This is a genomic window from Schlesneria sphaerica (assembly GCF_044336245.1).
Taxonomy (GTDB): Bacteria; Planctomycetota; Planctomycetia; order Planctomycetales; family Planctomycetaceae; genus Schlesneria; species Schlesneria sphaerica.
In genome coordinates this window covers 2,427,598-2,451,285 of record NZ_CP172346.1, presented here as the reverse complement: position 1 = coordinate 2,451,285, position 23,688 = coordinate 2,427,598, and the positions used below count along the sequence as shown (strand labels likewise).

General features: G+C 57.1%; 19 protein-coding genes. 9 read left to right on the top strand and 10 right to left on the bottom strand.

What is annotated here, in order from left to right; translation table 11 throughout:
* Window positions 1-20 precede the first annotated feature (20 nt).
* The 3 genes from ACGY09_RS08990 to ACGY09_RS08980 all read left to right on the top strand — a co-directional run bounded on the left by ACGY09_RS08990 (window position 21) and on the right by ACGY09_RS08980 (window position 5,004).
* Entirely contained in the window at window positions 21-1,463 is a 1,443-nt protein-coding gene (locus tag ACGY09_RS08990) for a serine/threonine protein kinase (RefSeq protein WP_373650620.1), read from the top strand.
* Between the two features lie 285 nt (window positions 1,464-1,748).
* On the top strand, window positions 1,749-3,515 hold the full coding sequence (locus ACGY09_RS08985) for a protein kinase (RefSeq protein ID WP_397571283.1): 1,767 nt from the start codon (window positions 1,749-1,751) through the stop codon (window positions 3,513-3,515).
* Between the two features lie 370 nt (window positions 3,516-3,885).
* On the top strand, window positions 3,886-5,004 hold the full coding sequence (locus ACGY09_RS08980) for a serine/threonine protein kinase (protein WP_397571282.1): 1,119 nt from the start codon (window positions 3,886-3,888) through the stop codon (window positions 5,002-5,004).
* Window positions 5,005-5,129: 125 nt separating this feature from the next.
* Here the strand turns inward: ACGY09_RS08980 and ACGY09_RS08975 are convergent, their stop codons facing one another.
* The 4 genes from ACGY09_RS08975 to ACGY09_RS08960 form a co-directional block, all read right to left on the bottom strand.
* On the bottom strand, window positions 5,130-5,942 hold the full coding sequence (locus ACGY09_RS08975; RefSeq protein ID WP_397571281.1) for an ABC transporter permease: 813 nt from the start codon (window positions 5,940-5,942) through the stop codon (window positions 5,130-5,132).
* Window positions 5,942-6,868 carry an ABC transporter ATP-binding protein gene (locus tag ACGY09_RS08970; RefSeq protein ID WP_397571280.1) on the bottom strand — a complete coding sequence of 309 codons (927 nt, stop codon included), beginning with the start codon at window positions 6,866-6,868 and terminating at the stop codon, window positions 5,942-5,944. The genes ACGY09_RS08975 and ACGY09_RS08970 overlap by 1 nt, the downstream gene beginning before the upstream one ends.
* A gap of 78 nt (window positions 6,869-6,946) precedes the next feature.
* Window positions 6,947-8,041 carry an ABC transporter permease gene (locus tag ACGY09_RS08965; protein ID WP_397571279.1) on the bottom strand — a complete coding sequence of 365 codons (1,095 nt, stop codon included), beginning with the start codon at window positions 8,039-8,041 and terminating at the stop codon, window positions 6,947-6,949.
* Window position 8,042: 1 nt separating this feature from the next.
* Window positions 8,043-8,963, bottom strand: coding sequence for an ABC transporter ATP-binding protein (locus tag ACGY09_RS08960; protein ID WP_397571278.1), 921 nt, complete (start codon window positions 8,961-8,963; stop codon window positions 8,043-8,045).
* 388 nt (window positions 8,964-9,351) lie between these two features.
* On the opposite strand from ACGY09_RS08960, the gene ACGY09_RS08955 reads away from it, so the two are divergent.
* The 3 genes from ACGY09_RS08955 to ACGY09_RS08945 all read left to right on the top strand — a co-directional run bounded on the left by ACGY09_RS08955 (window position 9,352) and on the right by ACGY09_RS08945 (window position 11,620).
* The gene (locus tag ACGY09_RS08955; RefSeq protein WP_397571277.1) at window positions 9,352-10,047 is read left to right on the top strand and encodes a DUF1559 domain-containing protein; all 696 of its coding nucleotides are present in this window, start codon (window positions 9,352-9,354) and stop codon (window positions 10,045-10,047) included.
* 63 nt (window positions 10,048-10,110) lie between these two features.
* The gene (locus tag ACGY09_RS08950) at window positions 10,111-10,809 is read left to right on the top strand and encodes a DUF1559 domain-containing protein (protein WP_397571276.1); all 699 of its coding nucleotides are present in this window, start codon (window positions 10,111-10,113) and stop codon (window positions 10,807-10,809) included.
* Window positions 10,810-10,924: 115 nt separating this feature from the next.
* Entirely contained in the window at window positions 10,925-11,620 is a 696-nt protein-coding gene (locus ACGY09_RS08945; protein ID WP_397571275.1) for a DUF1559 domain-containing protein, read from the top strand.
* A gap of 53 nt (window positions 11,621-11,673) precedes the next feature.
* On the opposite strand, the gene ACGY09_RS08940 is transcribed toward ACGY09_RS08945, so the two are convergent.
* Genes ACGY09_RS08940 through ACGY09_RS08930 form a run of 3 tightly spaced genes read right to left on the bottom strand, consistent with a single transcriptional unit; the run spans window position 11,674 to window position 13,391 of the window.
* Window positions 11,674-12,135, bottom strand: coding sequence for a DUF2306 domain-containing protein (locus ACGY09_RS08940; RefSeq protein ID WP_397571863.1), 462 nt, complete (start codon window positions 12,133-12,135; stop codon window positions 11,674-11,676).
* Window positions 12,136-12,153: 18 nt separating this feature from the next.
* Window positions 12,154-12,390: a hypothetical protein gene (locus ACGY09_RS08935; protein WP_397571274.1), complete on the bottom strand. Its 237-nt coding sequence runs from the start codon at window positions 12,388-12,390 to the stop codon at window positions 12,154-12,156.
* A gap of 47 nt (window positions 12,391-12,437) precedes the next feature.
* Window positions 12,438-13,391, bottom strand: a complete 954-nt coding sequence (locus ACGY09_RS08930; protein ID WP_397571273.1) for an alcohol dehydrogenase catalytic domain-containing protein — start codon at window positions 13,389-13,391, stop codon at window positions 12,438-12,440.
* A gap of 455 nt (window positions 13,392-13,846) precedes the next feature.
* Here ACGY09_RS08930 and ACGY09_RS08925 point away from each other — a divergent pair, with 455 nt between their 5' ends.
* Together ACGY09_RS08925 and ACGY09_RS08920 are read left to right on the top strand one after the other, a co-directional pair.
* On the top strand, window positions 13,847-15,061 hold the full coding sequence (locus ACGY09_RS08925; RefSeq protein ID WP_397571272.1) for a magnesium transporter: 1,215 nt from the start codon (window positions 13,847-13,849) through the stop codon (window positions 15,059-15,061).
* A 244-nt stretch (window positions 15,062-15,305) separates the two neighbouring features.
* Complete coding sequence (locus ACGY09_RS08920) at window positions 15,306-16,346, top strand: bifunctional heptose 7-phosphate kinase/heptose 1-phosphate adenyltransferase (RefSeq protein WP_397571271.1); 1,041 nt, start codon at window positions 15,306-15,308, stop codon at window positions 16,344-16,346.
* A 141-nt stretch (window positions 16,347-16,487) separates the two neighbouring features.
* On the opposite strand, the gene ACGY09_RS08915 is transcribed toward ACGY09_RS08920, so the two are convergent.
* On the bottom strand, window positions 16,488-18,212 hold the full coding sequence (locus tag ACGY09_RS08915; RefSeq protein WP_397571270.1) for an IlvD/Edd family dehydratase: 1,725 nt from the start codon (window positions 18,210-18,212) through the stop codon (window positions 16,488-16,490).
* Between the two features lie 359 nt (window positions 18,213-18,571).
* Between ACGY09_RS08915 and ACGY09_RS08910 the strand changes: the two genes are divergently transcribed.
* Window positions 18,572-20,182: an FKBP-type peptidyl-prolyl cis-trans isomerase gene (locus tag ACGY09_RS08910; RefSeq protein WP_397571269.1), complete on the top strand. Its 1,611-nt coding sequence runs from the start codon at window positions 18,572-18,574 to the stop codon at window positions 20,180-20,182.
* Window positions 20,183-20,587: 405 nt separating this feature from the next.
* Here the strand turns inward: ACGY09_RS08910 and map are convergent, their stop codons facing one another.
* Window positions 20,588-21,406, bottom strand: coding sequence for a type I methionyl aminopeptidase (gene map / locus ACGY09_RS08905; RefSeq protein ID WP_397571268.1), 819 nt, complete (start codon window positions 21,404-21,406; stop codon window positions 20,588-20,590).
* 445 nt (window positions 21,407-21,851) lie between these two features.
* Window positions 21,852-22,937, bottom strand: coding sequence for a biotin synthase BioB (bioB, locus tag ACGY09_RS08900; protein ID WP_373650636.1), 1,086 nt, complete (start codon window positions 22,935-22,937; stop codon window positions 21,852-21,854).
* Window positions 22,938-23,688 lie beyond the last annotated feature (751 nt).

The following is a 23,688-nucleotide window of genomic DNA, read 5'->3' as shown; positions in this document are numbered from 1 at the left end:
TCCAGGGGGAGTCGTGGATCATGGAACCGCAGTGGATCTGGCCATTTGAGCTGCTCGATAAGCTTGGCGAAGGGGGCATGGGTGTTGTCTACCGTGCGCGCTACGTCGGCAACAATCGACAAGTTGCCGTGAAGCTCATTCCCAACGATATCACGGCAAACGCGACCGTTTTTGCCCGGTTCGAACGCGAACTGGATGTTTTGAAGCAGCTTTCGCACCCCAACATCGTGCATTGCTTCGGCGGGAGTTGTGAGAGCAAACAACGATTCTACGCAATGGAATACGTTCCCGGCGGGACGCTTTCCGACTATCTGCTCGAGAAGGGGGCTCTCGGCTGGGAAAACGCCGTCGATTATGCCATTCAGATGTGCGATGCGCTGCAGTATGCCCATGAAAAAGGGGTGACGCACCGCGACGTGAAGCCGGCGAACTTCCTGATGACGAAATCAGGGCAATTGAAGCTGAGTGACTTTGGACTGGCCTCGATTGTTTCTCAGGGACGGCTGACGGCGTCGGGGCGCACGGTGGGGACAATTCTCTATATGTCTCCTGAGCAGATTCGGGGGGGGCCGGTCACAAATCGGGTTGATCTGTATGGTCTGGGCTGCGTGATCTTTGAGATGCTTTCGGGCCGAACACCCTATAGCGGAGAGACCGCGGCCGAGGTGATGCAGCGGCATCTGAAGGACCCTGTCCCCCACGTGGCGGCGATCGTGCTGAACTGCCCGTTGGAACTCGATCAACTGGTGTGTGAACTGCTTGCGAAGGATCCGGCTCAGCGGCCTGCCACGGCGGCAGAAGTGAATCGTCGCCTGCACGAGATTCTGCTTCCCGGCCGTAAGATGGTTGCCGTCGAACCGAGCCTGTTTGGCTCTGGCAAACAGCCCCCGGTCAAGATGATCAAGGCGAAGTCCTCACCCGCGTCATCGAAACGGGCGGTCGCTCCCGAAGCGACGGTCTCGAGTCGGATTCCCTGGGGAATTGCGGGTGTCGCTTCGCTGATGTGCCTGTTTCTGGCTTATGGCTGGATGCAATCCGCTCGGCAATTGCGACAGGCGGAACAAAACTGGGTGTCACTGCTGGATCACGGTGAACCGGGCGTGCGGGTGGTCGCCGCCAGTTCATTGGCCAAGTTTCCCTCGCTTAGTCCTGATACGATCTCCAGACTGAGTGACTGTGCGTCGTTACCTCATATCGATCTGCAGCTTGCGTCGCTGCGAACCCTGTCCGCTCACGCCTCGCAGTCACGCTCACTCGCCGCAGAACTGCTGCGGATTCAGAAATCGGACGAAAGTTCGGCCGTTCGGGCGGAAGCGGCAACCGTGCTGACGGCCATTCAGCAGTCAAGCCGGCCGTTCTCTTACTTCTTTTTTGCCCTTGAGGGGATCATCGTGCTGTCGCTCATCGGGGCCGGATTTGGGGGCTGGTGGATCTGGAACAAATTTAAAGCCTTCGCCAATTAGCTTGAGAAACTGGTCTCGTGACTGGCCCGTGTGAGGTAAACTGTTCTGAGTCCTTCACCGCGAAAAAACGTCATTTGGTCGCTTCAACTGCGGCAGTGACTGTAAGAGAAACGACGAGTTTGGGAAGTGGTACCTTCAGCCTGAAATCGGGATTCCTGTCTGGCACGTGAGAATTTTTACCGATAATTCTGTGACGTCCGTATTGAATTGTTGACCAACTCCCTGAGCGTCACAAGAATACTTTTTGTGGCATTTTCGAGGTATTCCTGCCAGAGCGCGCGGATCATGGCGACATCACAAGCTGTTGAATCCTTCTGGCTCCAACTCACCAAAAGCAGGCTGCTCACCGCTCAAGAAGTGAAGGCAGTCGCTGATGAACTTGCGGGCGAAGGTGTCGATACGGACGCTCTTGCCGCGAAGAAACTGGTCCAGCGTGGTCTGATTACCCGTTATCAGGCGGACCGACTTCTTGAGGGGCGTTCCCGGGGTTTCTTCTTTGATGACTATAAACTGCTGGATCTTCTCGGGATCGGCGGGATGGGCTGGGTTTATCGCGCCCAGAGCGTCAGTACCGGTCAGACGTTCGCACTGAAGGTCCTGCTGGACCAGTTGAAGCAGGATCGAGGGCTGCTGGCGCGTTTTGAACAGGAAGTCCGTGCGGGGCAGCGGTTCAAGCACGAGAACATCGTGCGGACATACGAATCAGGCAACGCGGGTGGCTTGCCCTACATGATCATGGAGTTTGTGGAAGGACCCAGTCTGCTGGAACTGCTGCGAATGCGCGAACGGAGTCGGCTTCCCTGGCAGCAGGCCTGCGACATCGCACGACAAGCCGCCAACGGACTGCATCATGTCCACCGGGCCGGTTTCGTTCATCGGGACATCAAACCCCAGAATCTTCTGGTTGACCACAACGGACTGACCAAAATCCTCGACTTCGGTCTCTCAATGAAAAAGGATGGCGAAGACGGGGACGAGTTCTCGATGGCGATGATTTTCGGGCATGAATGCGTCGGGACGGCGGCTTATACCTCGCCAGAGCAGGCACTCGACAGTCTGACCGCGGATGCTCGATCCGATATCTATAGTCTGGGCTGCACATTGTTTGCGTCGCTGACGGGGGATACCCCCTTTCCTTACTCGCGGACATCGGAAGTCCTGAAAGGGCACCAGTCGGTGATCCCTCGCCACGTCAGCGATATGGTGCCTGCCATCCCCCGGGAGGTGGGTGATCTCGTTGCGAAAATGCTGGCCAAGAATCCCGCGGACCGTTTCGCTTCGGCGGCCGAGGTCGCCCATGCTTTGGCGCCGTTCTCCAAGACGTTACCGGTGGAATTCAATTTCAGCCGAATCCTGGCAGAGCGAAATCGGGGGGCGGAAGAAAAGCTGGCCGAACTCCAGAAGCGGCAGCGATCAGCCTCGGGGGCGGCAAGTTCCACAGCCAAGCTGACGGCGGGAAGTTCGGTTGCCAGTTCGACAACAGCCGCATTGCCGCAGGAGGCGAATCCCTCGGCCCCGGCGGGACCGTCCGTGATTCGTCGGGGTGGATTTCGGTTTGAAAAACCCCCTTCCATCACGATGAAGCAAAAGATCGAAAGCGTGGCTCATTCCGACGCCAGTTCGATGAAAGCCATCAATTCCGGCATGGTCCTCCAGCCGTTCACCGGGGGGGCAGCGATTCCACTCGTGAAGGACCCCTTCGTGATTGGGCGTCGCGGGGACTGTGATCTGCAAATTCAGGATAACGCGGTCTCCGGAAGACACTGCGAGTTGCGATTTGACGGAACCGCCTGGACCCTGATTGATCTGAACAGTCGCAACGGAACCCGCGTGAATGGGGCACTAATCCAGGAACACCGGCTGAAACTGGGTGACAAGATCATCGTAGGGCCGTCGCTGGCTCTGCGATATACTCATCCCGCGAAGGAATCGGCAGCACGCTGGGCAACCCGCGTCCGTGTCGGATTGCTGGTTGTGCTGGGGCTGGCGGGACTTGCGGGGCTTGCGGGGCTTGTCGCTGCGGGTCTCTGGATGTGGGGTGGCCGGGGCTGACGAACCGGTGCCGCTGTCCCAACGGGCGGCTCGACGAACTTTGGCCGGCGGGGACGTTTTAAAAAACCTGCGGGAACTCCCGGCAATCGTGGCTCGTCGAAGGGGGGAGTTGGCACGCTCTCCTTTTGGAAACCAGACTTTGCCTGTGGAAACGCCCCGTTGTGGGGGCAGGCCGTCAGGTTAACGTCTCACCGGTCGACTTGTTTCCAAATGCGAGGTGAATTGTGGGCAATCGCCGAACAATCGGCTTGTCCGTCGTGTCACTTTGAGGCTATTCTGACCCGCCAAACGTCGGGTACCATGTGACGCCGGAAAGACCGCTGCGTCTGCGACATGGATTAACAGGGATCGATGGGTTGTGGGGACTTGAATGTCAGTCTCAGTGGATGGGTTCCTGCAGCACCTGAGCGACAGTGGGATTCTGTCGCCAGAAGAACTCCTGGAACTCGAAGCACAGATTCCCTCGACCAAGCGATCGCACGACGCGCTGGCTCTGGCACGCGAACTCGTTCGGCTGAAAAAGCTGACGCCGTTCCAGGCGAACCGTTTGTATGCCGAAAACCCCGCCCCGTTGATTCTCGGGAATTATGTCCTGCTCGAGAAAATCGGTTCCGGTGGCATGGGAAAAGTCTACAAGGCCCAGCATCGCCGGATGAAGCGAATTGTGGCGGTGAAAGTTCTGTCTCAAACAGCCCTTCAGAGTTCGAACGTCGTCAAGCGATTCCTGCGTGAGGCGGAAGCGGCCGCGAAACTGAGTCACCCGAATATCGTCGCTGCGTTCGACGCGGACGAGATCGACGGGATCCCGTTTCTGGCCATGGAATTTGTCGAAGGTGAAGACCTGGCCGCCTGCGTCAAGTCGTCGGGGGCGATGACGATTGAACGGGCACTGGACTGCGTGCTGCAAGTGGCCAGGGGGCTGGAGCATGCACACCATCAGGGAATTGTCCATCGCGATATCAAGCCGGCCAACCTGTTACTCGACGCTCACGGAATTGTCAAAATCCTGGACATGGGTTTGGCCCGGTTTCACGATTCCAGCGATTCAGCGATGCCTGTCGCGGAGACCGCCGGCATTACTCAGGCTGGTAGTCTTGTCGGGACGGTGGATTTCATGTCGCCCGAACAGGCGATCGATTCCCGCAGCGCTGACCATACTTCTGATATTTATAGTCTGGGTGCGACACTGTACTACCTGCTGACTGGCAAGCCGATGTATGAAGCGGCCACGCTGATGGCCAGACTGCTGGAACATCGCGATGCCCCGATTCCGTCGATTCGCGCGGTCCGTGGCGACGTTCCTGCTCAGATTGATGTCATCTTCTGCCGTATGGTGGCCAAGAAGAAACAGGATCGATACCCGACAATGACGGACCTGATCACTGATCTGTTGAACTGGCAGAATGTCGCTTCGTCAGAGGGGAGTTCCTCCAGTGAGGATTTGACGGTCCCTTCCAATGTTCTCAACCTGATTTTCGGCGACGATTGAGAGGCGAATACCGACCGGTGAATAAAGTAAGCCACCTCCCGCAGCAAGCGGGTGGAAGCGGTTCGGTGCATGAGTTCGCCCCCGACGGGGGGACTTGGCTCTTGATGTCGGGCAGTTCGATGAGTCTACATGTCGGATTCGGCGGCCGACGAAAACTCGCAGGCACGCAGTAGAACAACCGAGCCGGCAACCAGCAGGGTGGTAAAAAGGATCAGGATACCGACGTGCTGCCACGGGGGCTCACTGCCGATTAATGTCTGCATCGCGGGGGAATCCCGTCGGGCGAGCGAGACCTGACACCATTCGGCGGCGAGGGAGCGCAGACGATACTGGACGGTGAATTTATTAATCACCGCGGGAACGAAGCTGATAATCAGTTCAAAAATCAGGGTGTAGGCTACGGCAAGAACCATCGCGCGACGGGGCATCACAACGCCGAGAAGGAGATAAATGGCTGCATAGGCCGGGGCGGAAAGCAGGATCAGTCGGACCATCGTCCACCAGACTTGAAGCGCCTGCTCCGCCTGGGCGAACTGACACAGTAGGACTGAGACTGTGAGGCCGAGAATGGCGGGGGGAATGACCCAGGTCACAGATGCGAGGTATTTCCCCAAGAGAACAGCCGTTCCGCCGTGAGGACGTACCGCCAGATAGACCCAGCTCCGTCGTTCCAGTTCCGCTGAAACGGCAGGAGTCGCCCAGAGGAGCGTTCCCAGCATCGCCACGAGCATGGGAACAAGAGCAAACAGCAGCCAGACGCAAAGTTCCACCCACATGTCATCCGAAACGCCTGGAACGTCTGCGTCTCTTTCCACGGTGAAGACGACCAGTCCGACGATGAACACCGGAAACAGGGCCAGTACCCACCACCAGAGCATTCGCTGCCACGTAAAGGCCCGCTTCCATTCGAACAGAAACACTGCACCGACGTTGCCCATTAGAGTTCACCCCGGTGCATCTTCATGAGAGAGTTAAACAAAGACTGCAGGGAATCATCCGCCGACCGCATTTCCAACACCTGCAGGCCCCATGCATCAAGCCAGCGCGGCAGGTTCTGATAGATTGGGTCCGGAGTTTTGGTCGAAATGACGAGGGTATCACCCGTGATGCGGACGGAATCGGCAACGCGTTCTTCAATGAATCGCGATGCCAGACGATGCGGTTCAGGACACTGAAACGAGATCTGGTTGGGCAGGCCGACCATCATGGCATGGACCTCTTCGGCCGTGCCGGATGCGAGCAGGCGACCGCCGCAGATCAATAGAAAGGAATCGGTGATGGATTCAATTTCATGAAGCAGGTGGCTGGCAAACAGCAGGCTTTTCCCCTGGCCAATCCAGTCCTTTAAAACCAGCGTCAGCTCGTGCCGGCCGATCGGGTCCAGGCCGTTGAACGGTTCATCCAGAATCAGGAACTCGGGATCATGCGCGATGGCCTGTGCCAGCTTGGTCCGCTGCCGCATGCCTCGTGAGTAGCTGGAAATAGGGCGGTGCATGGCGTAGGTCATACCGACCAGTTCCAGCGATGTTTCCGCCGCCGACTTAGCCGCATGAGCGGACATCCCCTGTAGCTGCTGCAGGTAACGGACCCATTCATAGCCTGAGACGTCTGAGTACATTCCTTCGCCGCCGGGACAGTAACCGAGCTGACGGAACAATTGAACGTTGTTGCGGGGGGAACGACCCATCACCCGGACAGTTCCCAGTGTGGGACGGAGCTGGCCCGTAATCAGGTTCAGCAGGGTGGACTTCCCCGAACCATTCGGGCCCAGCAGGCCATAGGCACCAGGCTCCAGCGTCAACGTGAAATCATTGACTCCGATGACCTTGCCATACAGTTTTGTGACGTTGTGAAGTTCGATCATACACGGGTTGTCGTCAACAGGAACAAGTGGAAAGGGTCATGACGGCTGCTGATAGACGATGCCTCAACAGTCAGCGGCTTACACACGCATCGGTGCCGAAATTCGATAGTACGTGACGCCGAGAGAGATGCTCGTTAACAGGACCAGAATTGCGATCGAGGCCACGACATCCTCGAACTGATCAAAGCCGAACACCCAGCTCTGGACGCGACCCAGGGTGTGATAGAGCGACAGGTGAGTCCAGGCGGATTCACTCGGGACAGCGACTTCGGCCTCGGGAAAGGGGAACTGCTGATGCCGGGCGGCCTGTTGAGCGTTGAACCCTTCTGCAGACGTCACGGCCCCATAGGTAAACCAGCCGAGGATCCAGACGGCGAACCAGGCGAATCCCGCGTACCGGCTTTCTTTCGTCAGGGAGGAAATACAAAGTGCCAGCGCCGATGTCGGAAGAATAAGGACGAGTGTAGCACCGATGATGCGGAGAGGCAGATCCCAGGTCGTCAAGACGACACTGATGCTGGGAGACAACATGACTCCGATGAAGTAGAGGACCAGCGCGGGAACGCCTGAAATGAGGCAGAGGAATGTCCAGAGGCTTCCCATCTTCCCCAGCACGTACTCGCTGCGGGTGAGGGGGCGTGAGAAGTACAGCAGGAACGCGCGCGAGCGGATGTCCTGCGAGATCAGCGGTGGAGAGATCAGGCCCACGACAAGGACCATCAGGACTGCCTGTGGATAACGAAAGAACATCTGAAGTAACCCGGCCCAGAACAGATGACGACTTTCCGTCAGGTCATCGCTCCGTACGGCTTCCTGGATCACGTCAATGGGCGGGGAGGGGGGGAAGTTGCGCAGCAACTGCCGCAGAAGCTGCTGCCATTCGGGATATTGCGTCGCCTGCTCCCAGAGAAAGAAACCAAACCCAAACCAGACCGCAGGCAGCCATGCGAAGAACAGCATCCGCTTCAGCCATTGACTCTGCCAGGCCCGTTGGACGCCGACTTGCGAAATCACCATCCAGCGACTCCACCCCGATGTCCGGACGCCCGACCACCCTCGGTAACCCAGGTGGTGGACTCCCCGTCCGGCACCCACCCCCGATCGATGCGCGGGGGCGGCACCAACCTCTGGTGAAGGTGACGTCGGGGCTTCATTGCCGGTACTTGCGGACATCCTACGACTCTCCTCGTATGGCATTCAGGAAGATTTCTTCCAGAGTGTTGCGCGCGGGGGTCATGGATCGAACTCCCACGCCGCATTCCGTCGCCACCTGCCAGGCCGTCTGTGTGAGTTCGTCCGGATTTCCTTTCAGTACGAGATGCCCATGTGCGGGTTGTGTAACCTCGATGCCCCGTTCGCGAAATCGCTCCACCATCACCTCAGAGGGACCGGCGAGTCGCAGTTCCAGTGCGGGAATGGTTGCGCGACTCAGCTCCGTCAATGTCTGGGAAACTTGTACCCGTCCCCCCGCGAGGATCACGACAGAATCGCTGATCGACTGGACGTCAGGAAGAATATGAGTACAGAGCAGAACACCTTTTCCTTTGTTTTTCGCAAGCAGTCGGATGCGGTTGAGCATCACCAGTCGTTCCTCAGGATCGAGTCCCGAAGTCGGCTCATCCAGGATGAGGATCGGCGGATCATGAACGATCGCCTGGGCAAATCGAAGTTTCTGCCGCATCCCCGTGGAGTACGTCTCGACGGTTCGGTAACGCTCCTGCGCCAGACCGCAGAAGTCGAGCGTTTCGTGGGCCCGTCGCAAGGCTTCGATGGCCGGGATCTGCGAAAGCTGGGCGACAAACTGCACACTCTCGATCCCCGTCATGCCGTACAGGAAGCAATCATCTTCCGGCATGTAACCGACGAGACCGCGTATCTGGCGCGACTGGCGTCCAAGTTCGAAGTCGAGAAAGCGTCCGTGGCCACTGGTCGTGCGAACCAGTCCCAGCAGCACCTTGATCAGTGTGGTCTTGCCAGCACCGTTCGGACCCAGCAGGCCGGTGATCCCCGCCTGAATCTGCAGCGAAACACGATCCAATGCCCGAAATCGGCCATAGTACTTCGTGATTTCTACGAGGTCGATCAGCACCGTCATAAGTTGAGCGATCGTCTTACAGGGGGGACTTCGATGTCGCCATTCGATAACACATCGTGTCAGGCCAATCGTCCGAATGCAATCGTCAGCATCCTGATGGAGACGCGACTACAGGAAACATATCGCCCTGAGTCAGGTTCCACGCAAACCCAACATGGTTAGTCCAAGAATGGCTTTTCCCGGCAGTCCGCCATTCCGCCACTTGGCTGTCGCAATCTGCGGAAATACCCACAACACAAATTCCAGTCTGAATCCTTCGCGAATTAGATTATTTCGAAGACGGAATGTCTATTGACGGTGTCAGCATCGAGTCGGAAGATATCTGAAGCCTCTTCGATCAATCCTGTATCCAGAGACAGTCGAGCCAGACCCGCACCAGGAAATTATCATGAAGCGGCTCAAGATCGTCGGAGTGGTTTTGCTGGTCTTATCCGGTCTGGCTGCCATGCTGATCCCCGCTGTTCAAGCCGCACGACAGGCCGCTCGTCAAAGCCAAAGTCACTGTCGCTTGAAACAACTTGGATTGGCCCTGCACAATTACCAGGGGACTTACGGCGTCTTCCCACCGGCATACACAGTGGATGCCGATGGGAGTCCGCTACACAGTTGGCGGACACTGATTCTGCCCTATCTCGACGAGCAGAAGCTTTACGACTCGATCGATCTCGCAAAACCCTGGAACGACGCCGCGAACGAACCAGCCCGCAAAACCGCCGTCCGTGTGTATCAAAGCCCGTGGGGGGCTGAAGATTCAACCCGTACTCCCTTCCTGGCAATGGTGACCCCTGAAAGCGTGCTACGGCCGGTGCAGTCGTGCAAACTTGAAGATGTCACCGATGGGGCTTCGATGACTCTGATGCTCATTGAAGTCCCGACTGACCAGATGGGGGACTGGATCTCTCCGGTCGACGCCGACGATGAAACATTACGCAAGCTGGCAAGCACCACAAAGTCACCTTCTGCCAAGGGGCCTGGTATCTTGCTAGTGGATAGCTCGGTTCGGAACCTCGATTACAAGACTCCCTACGATCAGCTTCGCGCGTTAGTGACGGTAAGTGGTCGCGATGCGGCCGACGGTTTCTGATGCGTTTAACGCTGAAAAAACGGAGCTGATTGAACAATTGGTGAGATCTGGAGAAAAGCCAGCATGAGCAGGTTTCTTGAATACGTTGTAGCGACGCTTGTTATTGGACTTGTCGTAGTGGTGCTATGGCCAGCGACTCGCGGAAGTAGGGAACCTTCGCGACGAACACATTGCAAGAACAATCTGAAGGCAATCGGCCTGGCTCTGTACAACTACCACGACAAGTACAACTCATTTCCTCCTGCGTACACGGTGGATAAGGATGGGAATCCGCTGCACAGCTGGCGGACGCTGCTTCTCCCCTACCTTGATCAACAACCACTCTACGACAAGATTGATCTCTCCAAGCCATGGAACGACCCAGTCAACGCCGAAGCGTGTGAAACACCCGCGCCGGTCTATCGATGCCCATCTGCCCCCGTAGAAAAGTTGACAAATACGACCTATCTGGCAGTGGTGACTCCATACAGCGTCATGCGGCCTGGACAGTCCTGCTCGCTCGGGGATGTTACGGATGGGATGGCCACGACGTTGATCGTGATTGAAGTTCCATCCGACCAAGCCGTTCACTGGATGTCACCGGTGGATGCGGATGAAAAGGTCGTGCGGGAGTTGGTACAGACCAAAAAAACGCCCCATAACAAAGGAGGACACATTGCACTTGTAGATGGCTCTGTTCGACTCCTGGAAAACAAGACGCCGTACGATCAGGTTCGCGCTTTGGTGACTGTGGATGGGAAAGAAATCGTCAGAGATTTCTGAGCCATCCAGTTCACGACCTACCTCATTGAGGCTATGGGGTAGCGACGATCGACGTCGCATGGCAACCCGGCCTGCGTGTCGACATCAGAGAATGGACTTTCAGAAGGAAATCAGAATGCTCAAACATTGGCCGATGCTACTCGTTCTGGCCGTCGTGAGCCTCTTTGCGATTTCGATGTTACCGGACGTCTCACGTGGACGCGAAGCCGGACGTCGAACTGTATGCAGGAATAATCACAAACAGATTGCGCTTGCACTCCACAAATACCATGACACCTACTTCACCTTCCCACCCGCGTACACCGTGGATGGCGATGGGCGACCTCTGCATAGTTGGCGTACGCTGATTTTACCCTACCTCGATCAGCAGGAACTCTACGAGTCGATCGACCTCTCCAAGCCATGGAACGACCCTGTCAACGCAGCGGCGCGTCAAACGGCTGTCGGCGCCTACATGTGCCCATTCGTATCATCAAAAGAGGCTTCGACAACGTATCTGGCGGTGGTGACACCGACGAGTGCTCTACGGCGCGCCGAATCGTGTGGAATCAAAGCCATTACTGACGGCACATCGGATACAGTTCTGGTTGTTGAGGTACCCCTCAGTGAATCTGTGAGTTGGATTTCGCCATCCGACGCAGACGAACGGTTACTGCAGTCAGTGTGGAACTCGGCGAAGGTTTCACACGTGGGAGGTGGCCATGTCCTTTTCGCGGATGGCTCTGTGAGGCTGGTCAGTATCAATATGCCGTTTGAGACTCTACAAGGCCTCATCAGTGTCAGCGGGGGAGAACGCATCGGTGAGTTCTAAGCTGGGTTCGGCACTCGCCCATACGGCCGACCTGTTTCGCTGTCCTGTTCGCATCACCCCTTCATCGATCGTTTCCATGGGAAGAGTTCGTACAGGGCGAGTGGGATCAGCCAGCTTGTCCATGCCGACGAAACATAGATCCACTCCTGTTCGTAACGAACGAGCGAAGCGAAACCGGCCACGACTCTCAGGACGATCGCAGAACAGAGCAGCAGAAAACAACGCGACATCCACCTTCCATGCGATACAAACCTGCGCTGGACGGCGGATCGCCATCCCATCGCGGCGGACAGTCCGGTCAGCAGTGCCAGAACGGAAAAGCCCGCTGCGGGGACCGGGCCCAAGTCAACGTACTGCGCCATCCATAATCCACTCGGGGTGAGAACGAGCAGGATGAACAGACACTGGATTCTTCCGAGCATGCGATGCCATTTCGGCCAGCGCCTGCGGAACCGGTCGCTGATGAGGATCAGTCCAAGGATCAGTCCAAGGATCAGTGTCACCGGGCCAGAAATCAGATGCGCATAGAAGGCCTATTCGTAGCTGCCGAAGAAGTAGGACTGACGACCCAGCAGAAAATCAGAATCGAAGTTGGGGGGAAAGTAATCGGGATAATTGAGCAGAATACCGACCGTGACGCGGACGAAAAGCACCAACGCCAGGAAGGGCAGAACTCGTCGCAGATGGAACGGGGGGCGCGGTGTCGCGGTTGGTAGCGAGGTCCTCGCGGTAGGTGACAATCCGCGGGATTCAGGTAGGGCGTCTTTCATTGCAGTCTCGCCTGAGGCCATTCCATCCCCGTCGGTGCTGCACCACGTTACTTTGAGGGGTCGAGCAGCAGTTTCAGTGTGGGGCGGGTGCGTGCTCGTTCAAAAGCGGCGAGCGATTCGTTTAGTGGATAGGTGGCATCGATGAGCGATTCGACATCGATCCGCTGTTCAGCGAGGGCTCGGATCGCAGGGGGAAACGGACCACATCGCGATCCAACAACCGTGATTTCATCAATGACTAATGGAGCAAGCGAGAGTTGCTGGGTTCCTGCCACTGTCGTTTTCAGCACCAGTGTGCCACGAGGTTTCAACAGCTTGAGTGCTGTCTCGAACCCCGTCGCCGAACCGGTGCAGTCGACGACGAAGTCGGCCTGCCGGGCCATTTCGATTTCACTGACGATCGCCGTGGGGATCCCATGATCGGACAGAAGCTTCAGCTTTTGCGGATGCTTTCCGACGGTGGTCAATCGGCAGCCGGTCTGGGCAAGCACCTGCGAGCAGAGATTTCCTAATCGTCCATCGCCGAGAACGATGACGGTATGGCTTTGGTTCACGGAAATCTGATCGAGAATCTGAAAGGCGGCGGCGAGAGGTTCAACAAAGACCGCGTGTTCGGTGGAAACACTCTCTGGGACGAGATGCAGATTATGCTCGGGGACGGCGACATATTCGGCGAAGGCACCATCATGGTTCAAGATTCCCAGCACGCTGCGGTGCGGGCAATGTGTCGGGATCCCTTGTTGGCAGGTTTCACACTCGCCGCAAGCACAATTGATTTCACCCACGACCCGCTGTCCCTGAAACCGTCCCGATTCGGCAATCCCGACAAACTCGTGGCCGAGAATCCCCTGATAGCCCATGTAGCCTTGGACCAGTTGCAGGTCGGTCTCACACAGGCCGGCTTTGATGACCCGGACGAGAACCTCACCCTTTTGCGGCGATGGGATCGGACGATCCACGACTTCCAAACCCCGTTCGCTCAGAACTACAGCGCGCATCATGAAATCTCACTGGTGATCAAATCCGGCTCGCTGCCGATGGTCGCATCTTACGAATTGCAAAGGTTCGTCACTACTGCTCGTTCATTCCTGCCACGAGACGATGACGGGACAGAGCGCGTAAGTTCTCGATAGGGAGCACGGGATGCGCGATCTCCCGGCAAAGCGTTGAGGTCGTTACCACAAGTCTGGAAATCCTCCCTACCACTTGAACTGGACAGTCCATATCATGCGAACGCCCAAAGTCAAATCGCATTGAAGTATTGCCTGGTTGACTGGCCAAATCGGATCGCTGAATTCGCGAATCGCGCCGCGGCCGGATTCCTGCTTCAAGTAAACCATCACCCTGTCGAGTGTGTGCTGCATTTCCTTGTTTCCGTCTCCGGAGGTGAGATCTCAGCGATTGCGCTCATGATGAAGTTCATTCCAACAAGGACCGAAAGATTGGAGGACTGCCAATGACGGGAGCCAAGTCGCCAGAAGAATTCACCCCGACCGACCTCCCCGAGTCGGCTCGTCCTGCGGAATCGGCAGGCCTCGCTGCGGAAATAAAATCTGACGTAACGTCGGTGAGTCCCGCCTCTGCCGACGAAACGACCTCTGCAAATGTCGCGGGTATCAATCCGCAGCCGACACCGGCAGTCGAGGAGAACGCAACGTCGGTTTGCTCGAATGAGAACGGAAAACAGTTCAGCCATGTCAAAGACGTGCTGAATGACCCCGTCACTTTGCATATGCGTCCCGCCTCGACGCTGTTGCGAATGGATCAGACGATTGCGGCATCGCTGGAGTTGATTCGATCACGGCAGGACGTGGGACGCATCATTTATTTCTACGTCGTCGACGACCAGCATCGTCTGCAGGGAGTGGTCACGACACGGAAGCTGCTGCTGAGCTCACCCGAGACCACAATCGGTGCCGTCATGTCGCCTCATACAGTGGCCATTCCTTCCACCGCCAGTGTGCTCGAGGCGTGCGAGTTCTTTACTCAACATAAATTGCTGGCCTTTCCTGTCGTCGACGCTGAGCAGAAGGTCGTTGGAGTTGTAGACGTCGATCTCTACACGGAAGAAATCCGTGAGATTGAACGGCGGCAGGATAGCGATGACCTGTTCCAGCTGATCGGGGTTCATCTTTCGGAAGCCGCTCAGGGAAACGCGCGACTGGCCTTCATGGGGCGGTTCCCCTGGTTGCTGTGTAACGTCCTTGGCGGAATGCTGTCGGCGCTGATCGCTGATGCGTATGACGATGTTTCGACATTGGTTGTCGTGGCCCCATTTATTGCACTCGTGACCGCGCTGGCCGAGAGCGTCAGTATTCAGTCGGTCAGTCTGGCTCTGCAGGCGCTGCATGCACACCCCCCGAAGTGGACGACGTTTATTCGACTGGTCGGACTGGAACTGCTGGTAGGGCTTCTGCTGGGGGTGGCCTGCGGTCTGACGGTCGGGGCCGTGGCGTTGATCTGGAAGGGAAATCTGGTTGTTGCCGTCAGTCTCTTTCTGGGGATTGTCGGTGGAGTGGTGACCTCCGCAGGAGTGGGACTCGCAATCCCCTACGTCTTGCGCCTGTTCCGCCGGGATCCGCAACTGGCCTCGGGACCCATCGCTCTCGCGCTGAGCGACGTGGTCACGCTGCTCTGCTATTTCAACCTCGGTCGATGGCTGTTGACGTGACGATCTGAAACTTCTGATTCGTCAAGTACCCTGGCGCGTCAGATCAATATTCTCTTTTGCACTCGCCGTGAACTTGCGCTAGACTTCTCGCTTCCCGCCCTCAGCGACGGACGTCGAATGCAGGTCTGCGACGACGAGTCCGCGTTGGAGCGGCCGGGGAAGCAGCCTGATTCCGAGGTGTCAGTCCTTGGTCGGGCGATCGGTTTAACACGAAGTTAAGTCGCCTTTACGCACGGAAAATTGAATGCATTCTCAACGCCTCGACGAACTATTGACGCAGTTTCCTCGACATCGAATTGCTGTGCTGGGTGACTTCTTTCTGGACAAGTACCTCGAAGTCTCACCCGAGCTGGCAGAACCGAGTCTGGAAACGGGCCGGGTCGCTCATCAGGTCCTGGCACTGCGTCGATCGCCTGGTGCTGCGGGAACCGTTGTCAACAATCTGGCGGCACTCGGTGCGGCTCAACTGCATGCGATTGGTGCCGTCGGTGACGATGGAGAAGCGTTTGATCTGTGCAAAGGATTGAATCAGATCGGCTGTTCGACCGACGGTCTGTTGCGATGTCCTGAACTGATGACGCCGACGTACCTTAAGCCTCATGATCAGAATGTCGCGGGACTTGAGGGAGAACATTCGAGATACGACACCAAGAACCGCGTTCCGACGCCGCAGGCGATCGTCGATCGTATCGCCGCCGAACTGGAACGGGTCCTACCGCAGGTGGACGCTCTGCTGATTATGGACCAGGTCGAAATCGCTGATTGCGGTGTCGTGACGACGCGATTGCGGGACCGTGTCGCCGAATTGGCTCGACGATTCAGTAATGTCATCTTTTGGGCCGACAGCCGTCGGTTCATTCGATCCTTCCGCAATACGATGATCAAAGCGAATCAGTTCGAGGCCGTGCATCGGCTGAACCCGGCTGTGGGAGAAGAAGTTTCGGCTGAGGAACTCCGCCTGCTCGTTCCCCAGTTGCGAACGGAAAACCAGGCTACTGTGTTTGTCACCTACGGTGAGCGGGGGATCTGGGTGAGTGATCCGGAAGTCACGCTGGTACCGGGTGTGAAAGTGCGGGGGCCGATCGATCCAACGGGGGCGGGGGATAGTGCTTCGGCCGGTGCGGTGATGTCCTTGTGTAGCGGTGCGACGGCCGCCGAAGCGGCGCTGGTCGCGAACCTGGTTGCCTCCATCACGGTCCAGCAATTGGGCACCACCGGCACGGCCTCGCCCGATCAGGTTCGGGCAGCCCTGCAGGAGTGGCATTCCCAGCAGGGACAGTCATAGACGGGTCGCTCGCGTCTCGGCTCTATAGTGAATGTCAGTGCCGGGGACAAGAACCCAGGCGCACTGCCGTGTTGATGTGGGTGTCTCCTCAAGTACGTGGAGTGTTCTACGGGTGTTGTAACCCCGGATGAGGGACAGGGATCAGGACCGGCCGACAAGAGGGTGAATGAACTCCAGGGCCGCTTCGGATTCGGGACGCAGGAAGTCGAAGTCACATCCTTCATCTGCCTGGAGCACGTGGTCAATATACAGTTTGGGGTAGCCTCGCAGATGCCTGGACGTGGGGGCTTTCCAGGCGGCTCGTCGCCGTTCGAGCTCCGTGGCATCGACGAGCAGTTCCAGGCTCCGGCCGGCGACATCGAGCTGGATCAGGTCACCATCCTGGACCAGTGCCAGATTTCCTCCCATAGCCGCTTCGGGCGTGACATGCAGCACAACGGTTCCGAACGCAGTGCCACTCATGCGAGAATCGCTGATCCGGACGAGATCGGCGATACCGGCCTGCAGCAGCTTGCTGGGGACAGGAATCGAACCCCACTCGGGGAATCCGGGAACTCCTTTCGGGCCTGCATTCTGGAGTACCAGCACACTGTCACCCGTCACCGGCAGGTCCGGAGCATCGATCCGGTTGAGCATATCTTCGTAATCACGGAAGACGAGTGCCGGGCCGACATGCTTCAGAAGGTGCGGCGAGGCGGCAGAGGCCTTGATGATGGCTCCGTTGGGGGCGAGGTTGCCCTTCAACACTGCGAGAGATCCGCCGGAAAGGAGGGGCTGCTCTGCGGAAACGATCACCTTGCGATCGAAACTGCGGGAACGGGCAATGTTTTCTCCCAGCGTTCGGCCGCTGACGGTCATTTCATCGAGATGCAACAGGGAACGGATTTCAGCAAGCACGGCCGAGACTCCACCCGCCGAATCGAAGGCGTCCATCAGGTGGCTTCCCGATGGCATCAGGTTGACCAGGAACGGGGTCGACTTCGAGAGTTCGTCGAATCGTTCCAGCGGCAGTCGAATTCCGCGACGTCCGGCCATCGCAATCAGGTGGACGATTGCATTTGTCGATCCACCCAGAGCGAGCAGTGTCCGGATCGCATTGTCAAAGGCCTTTGGTGTCAGAATGCGCGATGGACGCAGGTCTTCGCGGACGAGCTGCACGATCCGGCGCCCTGTTGCTGTCGCTGCCTGAAGTCGTCGCGCGTCGGTCGCGGGGATCGAGGCCGTGCCGGGCAACATCATTCCCAGGGCTTCGGAGAGGGATGTCATCGTGGACGCCGTCCCCATCGTATTGCAGGCCCCGACACCGCAGCCGTAGCTGGCTTCGATCTCGTGCCATTCTTCCAGAGACAGCCGTCCCGCACGCCGGTCGTCCGAATACTTCCACAGGTCCGTCCCGGAACCAACGGAGTTGCCTCTCCAATGACCAATCGCTCGCGGCCCACCATTGATCTGAATCGCGGGGAGGTCGGCACTGGCGGCGGCCATCAACTGGGCGGGGGTGGTCTTGTCACAATTGCACAGCAGCACGACACCGTCGATGGGGTTGGCGCGCAACGTTTCTTCGACGTCCATGGCCATCAGGTTGCGATAGAGCATCGCCGATGGCTTCATGAATTCCTCACCCAGAGAAATCGTGGGAAACTCCAGCGGCAATCCCCCTTCCAGCAGCACGCCCCTTTTCACCGCATCGGCCACGTCACGCAGGTTGCCGTTGCAGTTGTTCAGCTCACTCCAGCTGTTGGCGAGACCGATCACCGGTTTGCCGAGATAATCGTCCGGGTTGAGACCCATGGCTCGCAGAGCAGATCGGTTTTGAAATGCCAGTTCCTCGCGTCCACCAAACCACTGAGCGCTTCTGTATTTCATCTGTGTGGACACGTAATGGCCGCTTTGCCTGCTAGGGAGTCGGGATGGGTCACTGCTGAGAGAAACGAATTTAATAGATCGTCTTTGGCCGCGAAACAGTGTCACTGTTCCTTTGCTCAAGTGACGCCTGCATCCCTTTCCATCACCCTGAACGGATTAGGCGGTCCGGGATCGACGGCGGAAGCATCATTTTTCTGGAAAAATCGGTATATTCGGGACTCTCCACGAACTTCCCGCATCCCTCCTCGCCGCCGATCGAACGCAGTCCATTTTGTTCAGGTATAACGATACCGTAGAGTAGGCAAACTCTCACCACGTGTTCGGTGGCCGGTTTAGGTTTCGACATCAGAGATTCAGCGATGAAGCAAGACTGGACGGAAAAGCTGTTGAGTTGGTGGCAAGGCCGGACAGGTCCTCGAGCGGCGCGTCGGTCTCATTCCCGCGGGCCCTCATACGGAGCCGCCTCCGGGGCACTCATCTCTCACCTCGAAGTGCTGGAATCACGTCGTCTGCTGACAAACCTGATTCATGTCACGGTCGAAGACGGAGCAATCAGGCTGGTGGATCAGGCGGGACGGTCTGCCCAGGACGGGGATGCCTTTCAGATCACCTTCACCGCAACTCAGGTGACTCTGACCGGGACGAACGGGACGCAGTTTGAGGTCGCTGGTCAAAAGGTCTCCACCTACACGGCGGCCATTACCCAGCCGGTTTCGATTTCGATGCACCTGCATTCCCGCGGCAATACGGTCTCTGTGACAGGGGACGGAACGGCCAGTCTGAAGTCGCTGTCGGTGAATTTTGGTCACGCACGAGGGGACAATTCCATGAATCTGACGAAGGTCATCGCCGATTCGATCTCGATTCGTGGCGGCCGGGGCAACGACTCGGTGAACATCGTCCAATCGACAGTCCGGAACAACCTTTCGGCGGAATTGGGCTTCCGCAGCGGTGACCTGCTGGATCTGGACCGGAGTACGGTTGAGGGGAATGTTCGGGATACGGTCAGCCAGCTCGTGATCGACCACTCGACAATCTCCGGGTCCCTGAATTCCCGTCAGTTTGGACGAAACAGTTCCTTCAAGACGATTGCCAGCACCTACGACGGTGCCGTGACGTTGCGAATGGGAGGTGACAGCGTCATCGGAATGTATGGGTCTCCCGAAGGGCCGAATCGATTTAACAGTTCACAAACAGTGATCGGTCTTCGGCGATATCAGACGACGATTTATCAGGCCACGAATTCGGTTGTGAACGCGGAATCACCACGATTGAGGAACGTGAACGTGACTCAATTGTCGGCAACGTTCACACCGCCGACGGTGACACCGCTGGCGGCCGCCACGAACACTCCCATCATCACCGGGACGTATGATTCCGTGAAGTCGCCCGTACTGACTGTGGCGGTCAACGGAAAGACGTACAAACTGGGGACCGATTCACAATTGACGTCTCCCTCCGCTGGCAAATGGTCATTGAATCTGTCGGGGGCTCCCCTGACGGCCAGAACGACGACCGTCACCGCAACCAGTTATGACGTGAATGGGAATAAGCTGTCGGGGACGGGGACGGTCACGAATGAACAGTTCATCATCGACAGCTATCTGACCGCGAACAACCTGACCGCCACAAGAACCGCTACTGGCCTGACCTATGTGATTACGACAGCCGGGGGGGGCGAAGTTCCGACGAACGGTCAGACGGTGAAGGCTACTTACACCGGGTATGTGCTGAATTCGGATGGAACGCAGGGAACCCAGTTTGACTCCAACACGACGACCGGGTTCTCGTTTGTCCTCGGAGCCGGCACGGTGATCAAAGGGTGGGACGAAGCGTTCAAGCGGTTACCGGTGGGAACCTCCGCTCGACTGCTGATTCCGTCTTCCCTGGCCTATGGAACGGGTTCACGCACGAACATCCCGGCGAACAGCATTTTGATTTTCGACGTGACGCTGGTATCAGCGGTGTAGTTTGAGGAACCGACGTCCCGTCCCGGATTTCTGGCCTGCAAACCGCGGTGAGAAAAGACTTGAGCTCTCTTTTCTTCCCCAATCTCCAGTTCACATTGATTCGTCAGGATGCGTGGCTGGACGCTGGCTGAGGCTCATGCGGTCCCAGAAAAACTGTCCGAAGGAACCCGCGTTGACGAAACGGGAGGCAAAAGGAAGGGGAATTGGGGATCGTGGACTTGCGCCGCCCGGGACCTGCTCTTGACGAGCAGGGCAGAATTCACCTCAGAAGAAAGGCCGCTACGAGTGGCACAATCCATCGTGCCGAACGTCAGTGTCTGCTTTGAACAGAACTGGGGGCGTCGCATCAGACGTGGACTCGCAGTCGTTCACTGAGACTGCAAGTCCTGACTGATCAATCGAGAGTTAGAACTTGTGGCCGACCTGGGGGCCGTTCTTGGTCTGAGTCAGGATTTCCGGACCGGATTCGGTAATCAGCAGCGTGTGTTCGAACTGAGCGGACAAAGAGAGATCCATGGTTCGGACGGTCCATTTGTCGCGCGTGTCGAGCATGGTTCGCCACGTGCCGAGGTTCAGCATCGGCTCGACGGTGAAGCACATGCCAGGCTCGATGACAACCTGGGGTGCACCCGATCGCGGAACGTAATGAGGAACTCCGGGTTCCTGGTGGAATTCTCGTCCGAGCCCGTGGCCCTGGTATTCCTGTACGACTGCCAGACCATTAGCGCGAGCGAATCGTTCAATCGCATGACCGATGTCGCTGATCTTGCCAAAAGGCTGGATCGCCTTAATTCCCAGGTACATGGAATCAAAAGTGACCTGCACCAGACGTCGGGCTTCCTGCGAGACGTTTCCAATCAGGAACGTTTCGGAGGAATCCCCGTGCCAGCCATCGACGATGGTGGTGAGATCGATGTTCACGATATCGCCGTCGCGCAGTGGCATTTTGTTGGGGATGCCGTGGCAGACGACTTCGTTCACGCTGGCGCAGAGGCTGTTCGGGTAATTCTTGTAGCCAAGACAGGCGGGAATGTGGCCATGATCCATCGTGTACTCGTACACGATCTTGTCGAGTTCCAGAGTCGTGACGCCTGCCTTGACGAGAGGACGAACGTGGTCCATCAACTCGGCGTTAAATCGACCCGCTGCACGCAGGCCTTCCTGCTCTTCTTCTTTCAAGTAGAGCGGACACTTCGATTGTGGCTTGCGGCGCAACACGTTCATGGTTCTCAAACATTCACTCCCGACCGGTCGCGGACGACGGTCAACGACTTCCCGTGGCAACAGTCATCTGAATCATTACCGCAACAGTGTCATACGGCAAGTAGCATTTCGCAAGCCAAGTTTCGCCACGTCCTGCTGCTTTTTTACAAACAAACGGAGACCAAACAACGTGAAATCCAGCTCCAGATGGTTACGGTCGGAACGGTAAACGACTGAAATCTCACGTTCTGAATCGTTTACGATGGGAGGCCGAAGCCCGAGGTGTTATTGGGACCGGATAGGGAACCTCATGGCAAGATGTCGCAGATCGACGAAGAGCACAGGCTGCTTCGGTGTGTGCAACCTGTGCTCTCGAAAAATCTCAGACTGTCCCGGATGAGTTTCCGCTTAGCGCAGAAATATCCACAACATTGACTGCTTCAGGGTTGTGGAACGCCGATGCAGGCTAACCATGGCAAGTCGTGTGCTGATGCACTTCGGATTCGGGCGCTGACTGACAGCCGTTCTGCGATGCCTTCCAAGCCTGGTAAGCGTCGTGGTCTCCGATCACGATCTCGAATCCCAGGTCCGCGACCATCTTGAAATCGTCTTCCGCCGGCTGACCTTTAGTGGTCAGGTAGTCGCTCACGAACATCGAGTTAGCTGCGTAAAGGCTCATCGCCTGCATCGATCGCAGATTCACTTCCCGCCCGCCGGACACGCGGAGTTCGACAGCGGGGTTCGCCATCCGGAACATACAGAGTGTTTTCAGGCAGTAGCGAGGGTTCAGGTCCCACTTCCGTTCGAGCGGAGTCCCGTCGATGGAGTGCAGGAAGTTGACCGGTGTCGAATGAACTCCCAGTCCCCGCAGTTCAAACGCGACATCCACCAGATCCTGTTCGCTCTCACCCATCCCCACGATCAGTCCACTGCACAGTTCCATCCCGGCGTTTCGGACGGCCTTTAAGGTCTTGAGGCGATCCTCGTACGTGTGGGTTGAGCAGATGGTGTCGTGGAACGTACGGCTGGTATTCAGGTTATGATTGATGCGATCAACGCCCGCTTTTTGCAGGGTTTCGGCTTGTTCGGGCTGCAAAAGTCCCAGGCAGCAGCAGATGTGCAGCCCGTATTTTTCCTTGATCTTGGTGACAGTTTGAGCAATGTGATCGACTTCGCGATTGCTGGGGCCACGGCCCGAGGCAACGATGCAGTAGGTGCGGGCCTGCGAAGCCACAGCACGCTCGGCACCTTCCATCAGCTTGGCTTCGTTCAGCAGGGCGTAGCGAGGAATGTCGGCTTCAGACAGGATCGACTGCGAGCAGTATCCGCAGTCTTCGGGGCAGAGGCCGCTTTTGGCATTCTTCAGGAAATAGAGGTGAACGCGTTTGCCGAAATGCTTCCGCCGAACGCGATAAGTCGCCGCGAGCAGGTCGAGAATCTCATCATCGTCTGACTGCAGGATGGCGAGTCCTTCGTCGACGGTCAGTTCGTGTCCGTCCAGAATTCGGGTAGCAAGGTCATTCCAGCGGTCTGCAGCCAGCGAGCAATCCATCAACAAACTTCCTTCGAGCAACACGTTCTCATCAAGAGGCGGAATTCTAATCGTCAAACCACCCTTCAGAACAGGCAACCGTCGCCGGACGGGGGATTTTTGCTGGCGGTCCGTTGAAATCCGAGGCCCCATCGGGCCGGGCAGGACGTTGCCAATCTGACGCAGAGATCGAAGTGATTAGTGGACCTCCCGGAAGTCGTGCCACCCGTTTGAAGAATTCTTTGCGACAAAAAATCTTGACGTCTTGTTGTGCGGCTTGTATGCTCGTGCTTTTGAATCTCTGGGATGGCGGAACGACATTCAGGGCTTCTCGAGTTTCCCATGTTGTCTACGGGTGAAGTCGGAGATTTCAGGATCCCAGGCGATCGATCGAATAACAGATGGCTCGATGTCCCAACTCCAGATTCTTTACAGCGCGAGTTCTTGGCAGGGGCCGGAATGGGTCAGCACTGAGGGGCTGCCGTGGTTCTCTCCGAAAGAACAACGCCTTGAGCGACATTTGAATCAGATTTTTGAACCAGATTGAAGTTGCTCAACCTGCTCAAATTGAGCAACTTCAGATGCTGGTTTTGCACATGAAAACAGGGATGTTGCTCAACTTGTTCAACTTGCTCAATCATTTTTTTTCAGCGGTGTCGAATCCTCATTGAACCATTTTCGACGGCCGGGACGACGCAGTATCGCCGCATGCGTGCTGTGTGAACTGTTCGCCCTGATGAAAAGGAAGTAGCGAGGGCGAGCGAGCCCAGCC